Raw genomic sequence first — 14567 nt, forward strand, 5'->3', positions numbered from 1 at the left:
AGATGAGACGTGCCGACCGTTTGTTTCAGATCGTGCAGTATCTGCGCGGCGGTCGGCTTGTCCGGGCAAGACAGTTGTCCGAATGGCTGGAAGTGTCGGAACGCACAATCTATCGCGATGTCGCCGACCTTCAGGCGTCCGGTGTCCCCATAGAGGGGGCTGCGGGCGTCGGCTATATCATGCGTGACGGCTACGACCTCCCACCTCTCATGTTTACTCGTGACGAAATAGTAGCGCTGCTCGCCGGGGCGCGTCTGATACGCGCCTGGGGCGGAGCCGCCATGGCGCGGGCCGCCGAAGAGGCCATGATCAAGATCGATGCCGTTATTCCGGACAAAATGCGCGTTCGGCAGAACGAGATCGAGATCCACGCCTTCGCTCCTGAAATGACACCTGAAGTGCGCGAATTGATCGATTGTCTGGAAATGGCAGCGGATGTGCGCAAACGGCTTTCCGTGTCCTACCGGGACGGCAAGGGGGAAGGGTCAGCTCGGATCATCCGACCGCTCGGGCTGTGGTTTTGGGGCAAGGTCTGGACGCTGGTCGCCTGGTGTGAATTGCGCCAGGATTTCCGCATGTTCCGGCTGGACAGGATGTTTGATGTTGAGGAAACCGGGGATACGTTCCGGCCAGAACCTGGCAAGACCCTGAAAGACTTTTACCGGGCCATGGAGCGCGAAGGACATGGCCGGCCCGATGCATGACAAGTGCCCGGTTTTGGGTCTTCAGAACCGGGCCGGAATATTCATCGGCGTGACGACCTGAATGTCGCTTTCCGACTGCGAGGGCGGCTCGCCGATCCCGTGATGGGCGAGTATGTGCCGAAAGGCCGTACGCATGTCCTGATTGAGGTCGTGATGGAGAACGACGGTGAGCTTTTCAGCGCGCAAGAGCTCCAGATTATCTTCGTCCAGGTCGTGGGCAATAAAGACGGTAGGCGCCTGACCGGCCTGCTCGAGTGCGGTCAGGATGGCCATATTCCCGCCGCCCATCGAGTAAACCCCTGCGATTTTTCCCCGCCGGTTGATGGTCTCGCCGACTTCTTGCGCCGTAGCGCTGTTGAGGCCGCCGCCGCCACTGGCATCAAGGAGGGTAATCGTTGACCGTTGCCGTTGAAGCTCGGAACGAAAGGCTTCGAAACGGTCCGCTTCGCCTTGAAAAGCATGCTGGCTAAGCGTCGTCAGGACAGTCTGTTCACCCGGGCCGAGGAGCTTTTGCATCAGCCAGGCTGCGGTCATTCCGGCGCGTTTGTTGTTAAGGCCTGCATAGGCGAGCCGGTCCGAGTTCGGGATATCGGTGAAGACGGTTACCACCGGGATGTTCTTTTCGGACAGTCGCGCAATGGCATCGCGTACGTCACGCGTGTCGCGCGCCTTCAGGCACACCCCCTGGCTGCCGCGCTTATGGATGCGGTTCAGAACGCCAACGCTGTCAGCCTCAGTCATTGTTTCTGCAAATGTGAAACGCGGTCTGAGTGCGGCCGGCTTGAAATCAGCCAGGACGGCCTCTGAGGCACGGCGGATTTCGCGGCTGAACCTGGCGGGCGCTTCGACGACGATATCGACAAAGAGCCGGCGGCCTTTGGCGGCAAGCTGACCTTCCTGCCGGACCAGCTCCTCAATCGCATCTTTCACACGTTGCCTCGTTTGCGGACTGACATGCGCCCGCCCGTTGAGAACGCGGTCGACGGTCGCCGTGCTCAAGCCTGATTGAAGGGCAATCTCCTTGACGGGGAAGCGATGGGTCATTTGATGGATTATTGATGTGTTTTTTGGAGCATGGCAAGTCCTGTCAGGGGTATCTTTGGAGCAAAGGAAATGGGAGGAATTCATGGACCGCCAAGTTACCCCGGACGGGTACTTCAGTGCCGGTAGCTGCAGCATTGAAGACTTCAAGGCTCTGGTTGATCAGCGGCTCGACCGATCCGATGTACCGCATGCGGACGGCATCGAGGCCAACATCCCGGTTTATAGTGTGCCCGCTTTGGAGCGGGTTCTCTCGGGAACAGACAACCGCCGGCGTCTCATGTCGGAATGGGCGCGCGTTCTGAAGGACGGGGCTGGTGTCCTGGTGCTTGAGGGCGCCTATGAGGACACAGCGCCACTTGATGCGGCAACGGCCGTGTTTCTTGAAATCATCGAAAAAGAAAAAGAGGCTTCGGGCGGCGGTGCGGATCATTTCGCGGCCGCCGGAGCAAATGACCGCATCTGGAATTCGCTTCAGAAACTCTGCCTGGAAAATCCGGACGTCTTTGCCTCGTGCTTCGCAAATCCCGCAATTTCTGCGGTCAGTGAAGCCTGGCTCGGGCCCAACTACCAGATGACCTCGCAGGTCAACCTGGTTCGGCCGGGCGGGGCGGCCCAACAGGCGCACAGGGATTATCATCTCGGTTTTCAAAGCGCCGATATCTGCGCAGGTTATCCGGCGCATGTGCATGATCTCTCGCCGGTTATGACGTTGCAGGGCGCCGTTGCTCACACCGATATGCCCGTTGAAAGCGGACCGACCAAATTGCTGCCGTTTTCGCAGCTGTACCGGCCCGGCTACATGGCTTATCGCCAGGACGCATTCAGGGACTTTTTCGAGCGCGCTTATGTGCAATTGCCGCTGAAGAAAGGCGATGCGGTGTTTTTCAATCCTGCGCTGTTTCACGCTGCCGGTGAAAACAGGAGCGGCGATATTCAGCGGCTGGCAAATCTGCTCCAGGTCTCTTCAGCCTTTTGCCGTGCAATGGAAACGCTCGATCGGCAGTCTATGTGCGAGGCTCTTTATCCGGTAATGCTCAAGAAGGTTCAGTCGGAAGGCTGGACAGGACAGTTGACGGAAGCGGCGGTGTCCGCCTGCGCGGAAGGGTATTCGTTCCCGACGAACCTGGACAGGGACCCGCCGGTAGGTGGTCTGGCACCGGAAACCCAGAAACAGCTTTTTCTGAGAGCACTGGCTGAAGGCATGCCGGTCGAAGCATTCACTGCTGAATTACAGGCTCAGGCCGGACGTCGAAAGGCTTGAAGATGCTAGGCAAATGCGCCGATCGGGCGTCTTGCGGGACAGCGGGCAGGAGAGACCTTTGCGGATCAATCCGCTGAGGCGTAACCATTGCCGATGATTTCACGGATCAGCTTGCGCTTCATGGCGCGAGCGTAGTCTTCATATCCAGCGGCAATTTCAACAAAAGCGCCGGGGCCGCTGATCACGTGGCTCTGGTAATACTCAACGGGTTCCTTGTCTTCGTCCGCGATGACCAGACCATTGACGGTAATCCCTTCAAAATTGAACGCCTTGTAGGCGCTGGCGGGAGGAAAGCCGTCATTGTTGATGCCGTCGCCGGCAACATCGATGACCTTGCGCGCACAGTTTTCCGGAGCCCGGCTCATTTGCACGGATGCATACCCGAGAGCGTAGCCGATTGCTGTCGGGAAACCGATGAAACCCCGTCTGGACTTTCTGAGAACGCTTGCCGCGCTTTCGGCGCTTTCAGTATCCGTCAGGTGCTGCCACCCGAATTGTACGAAGTGTTGTCTTTGTCCGCTCCATTCGAAACTCATGACCCAAATGCCGCCGACCGCTTCGATCGCCTGCACCACTTCGGGATGGCTGAGGGCATCTGCAAGGCCATTCAGCTGGAGATCGTGTTCGATGTGATCAACGCTCGAGGAACCATCCATTGCCAGGACCAGCGACAAGGAGCAGGCGGATGCGGAGGCAGGAAAAAGACCGCCGAGAAGAAGGCTCAAGCCAGCAGCGCTTCGACGGCAGAATTTGCTCAAGCCGGAGTGAGAAGGATACGAAAGCGCCGTGTTTGTTCGAACAAAGTGCCTGAGCATCCCTGGAGCTTAGCAGCAAGCTCAAGCACGGCATAGGCAATCCGGTTTTCAAATTTAATCTAAACAGCGGGTTCAGCTTGCGTTCAGGAAGAATTGATTACACCTTGACCATCAATCGCGTGACACAGAACCGGAACAGCCTTCGTGAGACAGATTTTCGCCTTTTTGCTCCTGACCTTTGCAGCCGTGATGCCGGCTGAAGCAGCTTGCTTGTCCCAATCCCAGGCAAGGCAGGCGGTCGCAAGCGGCAAGGCGGCCCCGCTCGGGTCCGTGGCAGGGCGTGCCGGAGGAGAAATAGTCAAGGCGCAGCTTTGCCAGCAGGGCGGTGGCTATGTCTATGTTCTGTCTGTGCTGAAAGGCGGCAAGGTGACGAAGGTCACAGTCAATGCCAACCGGTAGCTGATATATCCGCTGCGATGGCCGGAAAACGCGCCCAGATCGTAATTTTATGCCCGATTAATCAAGAAGTTGCCTCTTATGCGAATTCTCGTTGTCGAAGATGATACCGATTTGAACCGTCAGCTTGTCGCTGCGCTGGAAGAAGCCGGCTACGTTGTTGACAGTGTTGCCGACGGGGAAGACGGTCACTTTCTCGGTGATACGGAACCTTACGACGCCGTCGTTCTCGATCTTGGTCTGCCGACGCTTGACGGCCTGTCGGTGCTGGAGAACTGGCGACGGGACGGGCGCACGATGCCTGTCCTGATCCTGACCGCGCGCGATCGCTGGTCCGACAAGGTGGCCGGCATCGACGCTGGCGCGGACGACTACGTCGCCAAGCCTTTCCACATGGAAGAAGTTCTTGCCCGTGTTCGGGCATTGGTGAGAAGAGCGGCTGGTCACGCATCCAACGAGCTGACTTGTGGTCCGGTGCGCCTGGATCTGCGGGCGGGGCGCGTGACCGTTGACGGTAATCCGGTCAAGCTGACCTCCCATGAGTACCGGCTTTTGTCCTATCTGCTTCACCATCAGGGCAAGGTGATTTCAAGAACCGAACTGACCGAGCATCTTTACGATCAGGACTTCGACCGGGATTCCAACACAGTGGAAGTGTTCGTCGGCAGGTTGCGCAAGAAGATCGGCTCAGACCTGATCGAAACGATCAGAGGTCTCGGCTACCGACTCGGAGCTGCCGGTGACGAGTGAAACCGGTGTTGAGACAGATGCACACCCACCGGGCAAGCCGCAACGCTCGCTTGCTGCCAGACTGGTTGTCGTCGCGGCGGTCTGGTCTACGGTTGCGCTGGCATTCGCCGGTGTCTTTCTCGTCAGCCTCTATCAGCGCGCCAGCGAGCGTGCTTTCGATGCGCAGCTTGAAATCCACATCAAGGCCTTGATCTCGGAAATGCTCGAGGCGGGTGCGAATGCCGATGCGGACCCGGTCGTGCAACCGGTAAAGGCGCCGGCATATCGCGGGGATCCGCGGTTTTCGCTGCCGCTCTCTGGCTGGTATTGGACTGTCCGCCGAGCCGACAGCCCAAGTATTCTATATGCTTCCGAGTCGCTCGTTGGCGACCCGCTGAACACGCCTCCAATCGGCAATGGCGATAGCAGTGTAGGGTTCATCACCGGACCGACCGGAGACGAAATTCGCGTGCTTCAGCAGCGGATATCTATTGGAGACGTCGCCTACGTGATCGCAGTGGGGGCCGCGACTGCCGGATTCTGGGCGGACGTTACCGAGTTCTCACGGATGGTCACGCTGACACTTTGCATCGTCGGTCTGGGGCTTATTCTGGCGATTTTCCTGCAGGTACGCGTCGGTCTGAAACCTCTGTCCAGGCTAAGGTCTTCCCTTTCGGCGGTCCGTCTTGGCGAGGCGGAACGCATCGACGAAGCGCTGCCGCGTGAAATCGCACCGTTGGCCGTTGAGCTAAACGCGCTGATCGTGTCGAACAAGGAAATCGTCGAGCGGGCGCGAACCCATGTGGGCAACCTGGCGCATGGTCTGAAAACGCCCCTGTCCGTCATTTCCAACGAAGCCCGTGCTGCCGAAGGCCCTCTTGCTGACAAGGTGACCGAGCAGGCCGCCATCATGTCCACCCAGATCCAGCACCACCTGGAACGAGCACGCATGGCGGCGCAGCGCAGGGTCATCGGGGTGTCCTGTGAGACGGAACCCGTCATGGCAAGACTGATTCGTGCGATGGGAAAAATCTATCAGGACAAGGGCGTGTCCGTCGGTTTTGAGCAGAGCGGCGATATCCGGTTTCGGGGTGAAAGCCAGGATCTGGAGGAAATGAGCGGCAACCTGATCGACAATGCCTGCAAATGGGCAACGTCGAAGGTTTCGGTCAACCTGGTGCCGCTGGACGACCCGGCGACAAACCGCGAAATGTTCGCTGTCACGGTTGAAGATGACGGTCCCGGATTGTCTCCTGAAGAGCGTGCGGAGGCAGTCAAGAGGGGCAGGCGGCTGGACGAAACAGTTCCGGGTACCGGACTTGGCCTTTCAATTGTTGCCGATCTTGCAGCCCTTTACGGCGGATCTCTGGAGCTCGACGGATCAGCGCTCGGCGGACTGAAAGCCAGACTTGTCCTTCCGGCGCTCATGCGGGCGTAGCTTTTGAGGATACAGCCTCGGATGCCGGTTGATTGCCGCGAAGTGAGGCAGGACCGGACCCGCATAACGTGCTATTCTGAAGACAGATAGAAACGCAAAAAGAAACGGTTGTGGCCAAGTTCGGCCACAAATTGAAAATATCACTGATTCATCTGCGGGTTTAAACCGATCTTCATACCCTTGGGAGCTTTCCAGCATGCGTCTTCGCCATGCCACATGTGTTGCCCTTGCTGCAGTTCTGGCAGGATGCTCCATGACGTCCGGTGGGAACAGTCCGAGTGGTTTTGGATCGTTTTTCGGAGATCCGAACGCAGACGTCGCCGGATCGGAAGCCAACACCGCGATTTCTGTGCTGGTGAACAATGAGTTCGGAGAGGCATTGGATCCCTCCGATCGCCGTGCTGCTGAAGATGCGCAACGCAGGGCCTTGCGGTCTCGTGGTCTTGGCGTGTCCGTTGCCTGGCAGAATGACCGCACCGGCCGCAGCGGCCAGGTCCGGCCTGGCCCTGTCTATACCGTCAACGATACCAAGTGCCGCGAATTTACGCATGAGATGGTCTTGCAGGGGCGCACCTTGCAGGCACGCGGGACCGCCTGCGAATCCGGCCGGGGTGACTGGATGGTCATCGGGTAATCCACGCCCGGCCAAAGCGCGTTGATAACGTTGCGTTTACTCTCAACAATTGCTTAATCCTTGTGCCGGTATTATCGGCCGGATTCGGATTGCCGTGCTGACCCATTGAATGACCCATTCGACCGAGCTTGAGAGTAAAATTAAGACTTACTTGAGCAGTCTCAGCCCAAAGGCGGTCGAGGCTCTGGTCAGCAATTTGGAAAAGGCCAAGGGGCAGGACAAACAGGATCCGCATCTCAACCTGATCCTGACCGCAGCCGTCGCCCTGATGCGTAAACCGCAACCGGGTACGCTCGACACCCCCGGCGGAGAATTTCGCCGCGCGCAGGTGCAACGGATTTTCTTTTCTCCGCTTAATGACTTCCTGATCAACGAAACCCTGTCGATGCGGCAGGAGGGCCGGATCAACCGGGTCATGCTTGACCGGGTCTGGAAATGGCTCAGCCGGGACGTGATCGCCAACGAAGTCAAGACAGTGCTTGATCAGGCCGGCAATGCACATGTCAGCGGCGAACGGGTTGATGCACTGATACAGGCTCTGAGAACCCGTGCGGTCGAGGCCATCGGTGAACAGCTTCACAAGAGCGAAATATCCGACAAGGAACGTCGCCGCATCGGCATCGAGCTTGGCGGCGAGCGCGGCATTGCCGAACTCAGGGACATTCAGAAGATTTTTGCCGCCGAAAGGTGGCTGGTGCCGTTTTTGCAGAATATCCCCGAGCGGATCAACGAGCACCGGCTGAAGCAGGACCACGATGTTTTGCGCCTGGTCGACAAGTGCTCCGCCAGGTTTCCGGATCATCTGCCGCTGATCGCGGCTGCACTCGTCGAACGTGCCGAAGCGCCGTCCGCGCTTTGTGCATTTGCCGGCCGGCTCGTCGGCGACACCGACCCCAAGGTCATTGCCGACTCCCAGTTCGCGCCTTTGGTGGACGTCGTGATGAGTGAAGCGGAACGCCTCCAGATCCTGGCGCTCGATCATCGTCACAACAATCCGGACCCGGTCGCCTTTTCCCAGGCGCTTTCGGAATACCACACGCTCGTGCGCGGGGTGGAGCGGGACATGGACCTGACCGTGACCGGCCGGTGGCATCAACGGCTCGCTGATACCAAACGCAGCATTTCCGGGGAAGTAACGCAGGAACTGAAGAACGCGCATGGTGCGATCCGCCGCGCGCTTCAGGTGCCGAAATTCGACAGCGACGGGCAGCTCAGGAAGGACCAGGCTGCGGTCGACGAGGCGGTCCGGACCTTGCGCGTCGTCACCATGGCGCGCAATGCTTCTGAGACATTTGCGGTCAACGAGATTGGCAAGCAAACGCGCCAAACCGTTGAGCAGACACTGGAAATTGTAACGAGATCGCTGATCACGGATCTTGGAAAGACGCGTGGACAGCAGATGGACGCACAGTTGGCAGCTGTCGATGTCGCCATCATGTTGTCGGATATCTATTTCGGCGCAGATTACGCCGCCCAGCTCCGTCGCAGCAGGCAGGCGGCCATTGCCAAGGCGACCAACAAGGACACCTCCAGCGAACCCGCCCCGGAACGCAAGCTGGTTTCCAGCGCGCTCGGGCGCAGATAGGAACGCAGGCGCTCCATTGCTGGAATTTTCTCCAACGCGAACGTGAGCGCCGCGACCGCCCGTCACAGCTTCATCGTCTTGCAATTGCCCCGTTTGCGCTGTCTATAGTGCGCTCATGATATTCTGGATTTTACTTGCGATCCTGACGGTCGTTGCAGCGTTGTCCATTCTCGTTCCCCTGTCACGGGCAGGGCGTTCGCAAGAAGGTGTGACCGGCAACGCCGACGAGGAAGTCTATAAGGAACAGCTCGCCGCCATCGACAGCGAGCTGGATCGGGGTCTCATTGAACCCGGCGCCGCTGAAGCCGCCAGAACCGAAGTTGCACGCCGCCTGCTGGCAGCGCATGAGAAGAACGCAACACAAGGTGGCAGTGGCGCATCCGGGGCGCGCTTGAAGATTGCCCAGGTATTTGCGCTCATCGCGTTGCCGCTGTTCTCACTCGGTATCTATCTTGCGCTCGGGTCGCCTGACGAACCGGACCAGCCACTGTTTGCACGCTTGAACGCACCCGCCGAAGAGCAGTCGGTTGACGTGCTGGTGGCACGGGTTGAGCAGCACTTGGCGGAAAACCCGGAAGATGGCCAAGGCTGGGCAGTGATTGCACCCGTCTACATGAACAGAGGCCAACCGCAATTGTCCGCGCGGGCTTATGCGAACGCGCTCCGTATCCTGGGGCCGAGGCAGGACTGGCTGACGGAATTGGGCGAAGCGCTCACAATGGCCAATCAGGGTCTTGTCACCGCTGATGCACGGCAGGCATTCGAGCAGGCCGTTGCTCTGGAAGCGTCCGCCGTCAAGCCGCGTTTTTTCCTGGCCATCGCGCTGAGCCAGGAGGGCGATGCGGAGGCCGCCATCGAAGCGTGGGAGAGCCTTCTGGACGGAGCGGATGAAAACGCGCCCTGGGTCAATGTCGCACGCCAGCAACTCGCGCAACTCAAGGGGACGCCACCGGAGCAGGCAGCGCCCGCTCCAGGTCCCTCCGAGGCAGACATTGCCGCATCGCAGGGCATGTCCGCCGAAGACCGTCAGGAGATGATCCAGTCGATGGTGAGTGGATTGGCCGAACGATTAGCTGCAGAGGGAGGCAGCGTTGGTGAATGGAACCAGCTGATGAGAGCTTACGTTGTGCTTGGTGAACAACAGAAGGCTGAAGAAACCCTGGCAGCAGCGCAGGCCGCCTATGCGGACAATCCGGCAGAATTGTCCCTGATCAAGGACGCGGCCAGCTCTCTTGGGTTAAGCGGGTCCTGAAACATTGGACGTGACCGGCAAACACGAGTGCCGGCCAGACGCAAAACGGAAGAAAGAAATGACACGGAAGCAAAGAAGGTTGACCCTGATTGGATCGGCTGGCGCGGTCCTGGCCGTGGCGCTTGCGCTGATCCTGTTTGCCTTGAACGATCAGATTGTGTTTTTCCAGAGCCCGACCGACATCACGGAAAAATCCATTCCGGCCGGCCAGCGTATCCGGCTCGGCGGACTGGTTGAGGAAGGCTCGGTGGTGAGGGCGGATAATGCCGAGGTCAGTTTTCGCGTGACCGACATGGCGAACGTCGTTGCCGTTACCTATAAAGGAATACTACCGGATCTTTTCCGGGAAGGTCAGGGTGTCGTGACCGAAGGCATCATCGGACCGGATGGGACCTTTGTCGCAGACAGCGTGCTGGCAAAACACGACGAGAACTACATGCCGAAGGAGGTTGCCGAGGCTTTGAAGGACCAGGGCCATTGGCAAGGCGGCGAGGGAGAAACCAACTAGAGGTTTTTGCCGTTTAGGGAAGACGGGACGCGACGATGATCGTTGAATTGGGACATTATGCACTCGTGCTGGCCTTTGCGCTGACACTTGTCCAGTGTGTGCTGCCCTTGTGGGGGGCGTTGTCGGGTGACGAAAGGTTGATGGCGATCGCGCCACCGGCGTCTGTAACGACGTTCGTGCTGGTGCTGATTTCGTTCGTCGTCTTGACCATTGCCTATCTGAATTCGGACTTTTCCGTCCTGAATGTTCTGCAAAATTCCCATTCCGCAAAGCCGCTGCTTTATAAGTTCACAGGCGTCTGGGGCAATCATGAAGGCTCCATGTTGCTCTGGATACTCATTCTTGTGTTCTTCGGAGCTCTTGTGGGCCTCTTCGGCGGCAACCTTCCCAAGGACCTCAAAGCGGCGACCCTTGCCGTTCAGGCCTGGGTCTCTGCCGGGTTCATCCTGTTTCTGCTGGCAACCTCAAATCCGTTCACGCGGGTCGTCAATCCGCCGTTGGAAGGCGCGGATCTCAATCCCATTCTTCAGGATATCGGGCTGGCAATCCACCCGCCGCTTCTTTACGTCGGCTATGTTGGCTTCTCGATAACGTTCTCGTTCGCCGTTGCCGCGCTGATCCTCGGGCGCACGGATGCCGCCTGGGCGCGCTGGGTCAGGCCCTGGACGCTGCTGGCCTGGTGCTTCCTGACGCTCGGCATCGCGATGGGGTCCTACTGGGCCTACTACGAACTCGGCTGGGGTGGCTGGTGGTTCTGGGATCCGGTTGAAAACGCCAGCTTCATGCCCTGGCTTGCCGGAACAGCCTTGCTTCATTCGGCCATTGTCATGGAAAAGCGGGAAGCCTTGAAGGTGTGGACAGTGCTTCTGGCGATCTTCACATTTTCCCTGTCGCTGCTCGGCACATTCCTCGTACGCTCCGGCGTTCTGACGTCCGTTCATGCCTTCGCGACGGACCCGGCCCGGGGTGTCTTCATTCTGGGGCTGTTGTGCTTCTTCATCGGCGGGTCGCTGGCGCTTTATGCGTGGCGCGCGCCCATGCTCAAACAGGGTGGCCTGTTTGCGCCCATCAGCCGCGAAGGCGGCCTGGTTCTCAACAATCTCTTTTTGACCGCCGCCTGTGCTGCGGTTCTGGTCGGCACGCTCTATCCGCTCGCCCTTGATGCCGTCACGGGCGAAAAGATTTCGGTTGGCGCACCCTTCTTCAATCTGACATTCGGTCCGCTGATGATACCGCTGCTGCTGGCAGTTCCCTTCGGTCCGATCCTGTCGTGGAAACGGGGAGACCTGCTTGCCGCCAGTCAGCGTCTCTATGCCGCCTTCGGCCTGGCGCTCTTGTTTACGCTTGTGACTTTCTGGGCGTGGGGCATGGAAAAGGTACTTGCGCCGCTTGGTGTCGGGCTGGCCGTCTGGGTCATGGCCGGCGCGGTTTCTGAAATCGTGACGCGCGTGAAAGCGTTCGAAATCGGCCCCAAACGCGCCTTCTCGCGCCTGGTCGGGCTGCCCGGCTCGGCATGGGGAACGGCTACCGCCCACTTCGGCGTCGGTGTCACGGTTCTTGGCATCGTCACGGCCTCCGCATTTCAGGAAGAGCATATCGTGACAATGCGCCCTGGAGATACGGTTCAACTTGCCGGGTACGAGGTTACATTCGACGGCGCTGCCCCGCGCCGCGGCCCGAACTACACCGAGGAAGTGGGTCACTTTACCATTCGCCAGGCTGGCGCTCTCGTGACGGAACTGGACCCTTCAAAACGTATCTATACCGCGCGTCAGATGCCGACGACGGAGGCAGGGATCCATACGATCGGGTTCTCGCAGCTCTATCTGTCCATGGGTGAAAGCCGGGGTGACGGCGCAATCGACGTGCGCGTCTACTTCAAGCCCCTGATCACGTTGATCTGGATCGGTTGTGTGATCATGTCGTTCGGTGCGGTGTTCTCAATGGCGGATCGCCGGCTCCGCATCGGTGCCCCAAAGCCAGCGGCGCGCCGGAAGACGGCCCAGGCCGCACCAGCGGAGTAGGGCAATGATCCGGTCTTTGCTGACAAGCCTGGTGCTGGCGCTCGCGCTGCTGACGACACAAGCCCTTGCGGTGACGCCTGACGAGGTGCTGGATGATCCGGCGCTCGAGTCCCGCGCCCGAGCCCTTTCGGCGGAACTGCGCTGCATGGTGTGTCAGAACCAGTCCATCGACGACAGCGACGCTCCATTGGCCAAGGATCTGCGTGTTCTGGTCCGCGAACGTCTGGTGGCCGGAGACAGTGATGGTGAGGTCATCGACTACCTGGTTTCCCGCTACGGCGAATTTGTTTTGCTGAAGCCCCGGTTTGCCTGGCACACGATCTTCCTCTGGGCGGCAGGGCCTGTGGCGCTTCTGGCAGGTCTTTTGGCGATCACGCTCGCACTTCGAAGCAGATCGAAACGCAACGAGCTCTTGACCGCGCCCTCTTCGGCAAAGCTCTCCGCAGAAGAAGAAGAACGTCTGAAAAAGCTATTGGATCGCGATGAAAACGCCTGATCGGCTGTGCTGTCAGGCTTGATTCAGATCGGTTTCCAGAGAATCATGCCAGGGTTCGAACGATTGAACAGGTATGGTAGGCCGCATGCCGGGTTGGGGACTGCGCGAGCTTTCGCACCGCTCTTTTCCGGGACCATTGACAATGTGTCTGGTCCTATGGATCGTCTTGCTGGCGTCTTTGTCGACGGCAGCCCCGGCGTCACAAGCGTTTCCGGAAAAGCGGCTGGCCCTGGTCGTCGGAATTGCCAACTACGCAAGCGTGCCCAAACTGGACAACACGATCCGGGACGGGGAACTGATTTCAAAAACGCTCAAGTCGCTGCAGTTCGAGGTCGTCGAGCACTACAATGTCGGTTTGAACGAGTTTCGTACCCAACTTGAGCAATTCGCCTTTGAGGCAGAGACGGCGGATGTCGCTCTTGTCTACTTCGCGGGGCACGGCGTTGAGGTTGGCGGACAGAATTTTCTGATCCCGGCGGATTCTGACGCTGTCTCGCGGCAGGACGTTGCACAGACCTCCATTTCCCTGAACGAGATACTGGCTGCCGTCGACAAGGCGCGGCAACTGCGGATTATCATCCTGGATTCCTGCCGCAATGATCCGTTCGCGAAAAACGAAGGCGTCGAGGTCGTGGCGCTCGACAATCCTGCGATTTCCAATGGACTGGCCCCGGCTTCACCAGAGCGCGGCACGCTGGTCGCTTACGCCGCAAAAGCTGGTGCGATCGCTTTGGATGGCACGGGGGCAAACAGCCCGTTCGCGCTGGCTCTTTCCGATACGCTTTTGACTAGGGACTTGGAAATCGGGCTGGCATTCAGGCGCATTCGCGACACTGTCCTCAAGGCCACCAACAACTACCAGGAACCGTACACCTACGGTTCCTTGTCCGGTGAACCTTACTTCCTTGCCGGGCAGAACCAGACCGTAAACGCGCTCGAGGCAAAGGACCGCAAGAACGCGTGGGCGAAGCTTGAGGTGGACCAGGAAAACCAGCTTGTGAGCCTGGCGGATCTTGGGGATGTCAGAGCCCTGAAGGGGTTGGCCTACATGCGGTTGAACCCGAACGAAGACAGGTACGACCCGAGCAGTGCGGTCGGTCTTCTGAACAAGGCGGTCGACGCGGGCGATCCTGAGGCCATGTTCGAGCTGGCGCGTCTTTATGAACAGGGCATCGGCGTTGACCAGGATGTTGAGCGGGCGCTTGAGCTGTTTCGCCGCTCGGCGGACGAAGATTTCGCCGACGCGATCAACGACCTGGGCTTTTTGCACTATCAGGGCAGCCTCGGCGTCCCCCGTGATCCGCAGAAGGGAATTGAGTTTTTTGAACGGGCGGCCGACTTGCGACACCCGGAAGCAATGTTCAATTTTGCGGCGCTCATAGACGATGGCGTTGTTGAAGGCAGAAGTCTGCAGGACGCGGCGAACTACTTGTACCAGGCGCTCAGGACCGGAAACGAGCAGGTTCTGGACTTGCTGTCCGAGAGCCCGACGATGTTCAAGCAGGGCACACGCAGGGCGCTTCAAGCACAGCTTTCTGAAAGAGCATTTTATGAAGGGGCCATCGACGGTCAATTCGGACCGCAGACAAGACGCGGTCTAAGAAAGGCATATGGCCTTTCTGAGTAAGGTGCGGCCAAGGGGTGTTCCCCGGCTGTATCAATGTAACGGCAATTTTTGGCC

14 protein-coding genes are annotated in these 14567 nt (G+C 59.0%); 12 read left to right on the forward strand and 2 right to left on the reverse strand.

Annotation, left to right across the window (positions count from 1 at the left end; all coding sequences use genetic code 11):
- Positions 1 to 2: 2 nt before the first annotated feature.
- Positions 3 to 704 (forward strand): YafY family protein, encoded by a 702-nt coding sequence (locus tag RBB47_RS13760; RefSeq protein ID WP_305986386.1) that lies wholly within the window; start codon positions 3 to 5, stop codon positions 702 to 704.
- Positions 705 to 725: 21 nt separating this feature from the next.
- Here RBB47_RS13760 and RBB47_RS13765 read toward each other — a convergent pair whose 3' ends face one another.
- Complete coding sequence (locus tag RBB47_RS13765) at positions 726 to 1748, reverse strand: LacI family DNA-binding transcriptional regulator (protein WP_305986387.1); 1023 nt, start codon at positions 1746 to 1748, stop codon at positions 726 to 728.
- Between the two features lie 82 nt (positions 1749 to 1830).
- Between RBB47_RS13765 and RBB47_RS13770 the strand changes: the two genes are divergently transcribed.
- The gene (locus tag RBB47_RS13770) at positions 1831 to 3009 is read left to right on the forward strand and encodes a phytanoyl-CoA dioxygenase family protein (RefSeq protein ID WP_305986388.1); all 1179 of its coding nucleotides are present in this window, start codon (positions 1831 to 1833) and stop codon (positions 3007 to 3009) included.
- Between the two features lie 65 nt (positions 3010 to 3074).
- Here the strand turns inward: RBB47_RS13770 and RBB47_RS13775 are convergent, their stop codons facing one another.
- Positions 3075 to 3734 (reverse strand): DUF1194 domain-containing protein, encoded by a 660-nt coding sequence (locus RBB47_RS13775; RefSeq protein WP_305986389.1) that lies wholly within the window; start codon positions 3732 to 3734, stop codon positions 3075 to 3077.
- 234 nt (positions 3735 to 3968) lie between these two features.
- On the opposite strand from RBB47_RS13775, the gene RBB47_RS13780 reads away from it, so the two are divergent.
- The 10 genes from RBB47_RS13780 (at position 3969) to RBB47_RS13825 (ending at position 14513) form a co-directional block, all read left to right on the forward strand.
- Positions 3969 to 4223, forward strand: coding sequence for a PepSY domain-containing protein (locus RBB47_RS13780; protein ID WP_305986390.1), 255 nt, complete (start codon positions 3969 to 3971; stop codon positions 4221 to 4223).
- A 78-nt stretch (positions 4224 to 4301) separates the two neighbouring features.
- Complete coding sequence (locus tag RBB47_RS13785) at positions 4302 to 4970, forward strand: response regulator transcription factor (protein WP_305986391.1); 669 nt, start codon at positions 4302 to 4304, stop codon at positions 4968 to 4970.
- Positions 4960 to 6387, forward strand: a complete 1428-nt coding sequence (locus tag RBB47_RS13790) for an ATP-binding protein (RefSeq protein ID WP_305986392.1) — start codon at positions 4960 to 4962, stop codon at positions 6385 to 6387. Before RBB47_RS13785 ends, RBB47_RS13790 begins: the two co-directional genes overlap by 11 nt.
- Before the next feature lie 196 nt (positions 6388 to 6583).
- Complete coding sequence (locus RBB47_RS13795; RefSeq protein ID WP_305986393.1) at positions 6584 to 7021, forward strand: RT0821/Lpp0805 family surface protein; 438 nt, start codon at positions 6584 to 6586, stop codon at positions 7019 to 7021.
- A gap of 151 nt (positions 7022 to 7172) precedes the next feature.
- The gene (locus RBB47_RS13800; protein WP_305986394.1) at positions 7173 to 8606 is read left to right on the forward strand and encodes a hypothetical protein; all 1434 of its coding nucleotides are present in this window, start codon (positions 7173 to 7175) and stop codon (positions 8604 to 8606) included.
- A gap of 115 nt (positions 8607 to 8721) precedes the next feature.
- Positions 8722 to 9858 (forward strand): c-type cytochrome biogenesis protein CcmI, encoded by a 1137-nt coding sequence (ccmI, locus tag RBB47_RS13805; RefSeq protein ID WP_305986395.1) that lies wholly within the window; start codon positions 8722 to 8724, stop codon positions 9856 to 9858.
- Between the two features lie 58 nt (positions 9859 to 9916).
- The gene (gene ccmE, locus RBB47_RS13810; protein WP_305986396.1) at positions 9917 to 10366 is read left to right on the forward strand and encodes a cytochrome c maturation protein CcmE; all 450 of its coding nucleotides are present in this window, start codon (positions 9917 to 9919) and stop codon (positions 10364 to 10366) included.
- Positions 10367 to 10401: 35 nt separating this feature from the next.
- The gene (locus RBB47_RS13815) at positions 10402 to 12390 is read left to right on the forward strand and encodes a heme lyase CcmF/NrfE family subunit (protein ID WP_305986397.1); all 1989 of its coding nucleotides are present in this window, start codon (positions 10402 to 10404) and stop codon (positions 12388 to 12390) included.
- A gap of 4 nt (positions 12391 to 12394) precedes the next feature.
- Positions 12395 to 12886 carry a cytochrome c-type biogenesis protein gene (locus RBB47_RS13820; RefSeq protein ID WP_305986398.1) on the forward strand — a complete coding sequence of 164 codons (492 nt, stop codon included), beginning with the start codon at positions 12395 to 12397 and terminating at the stop codon, positions 12884 to 12886.
- Positions 12887 to 13028: 142 nt separating this feature from the next.
- Complete coding sequence (locus RBB47_RS13825) at positions 13029 to 14513, forward strand: caspase family protein (protein ID WP_305986399.1); 1485 nt, start codon at positions 13029 to 13031, stop codon at positions 14511 to 14513.
- Positions 14514 to 14567: the final 54 nt, after the last annotated feature.

It is taken from the genome of Roseibium sp. MMSF_3544 (genome assembly GCF_030732845.1).
Classification (GTDB): Bacteria; Pseudomonadota; Alphaproteobacteria; order Rhizobiales; family Stappiaceae; genus Roseibium.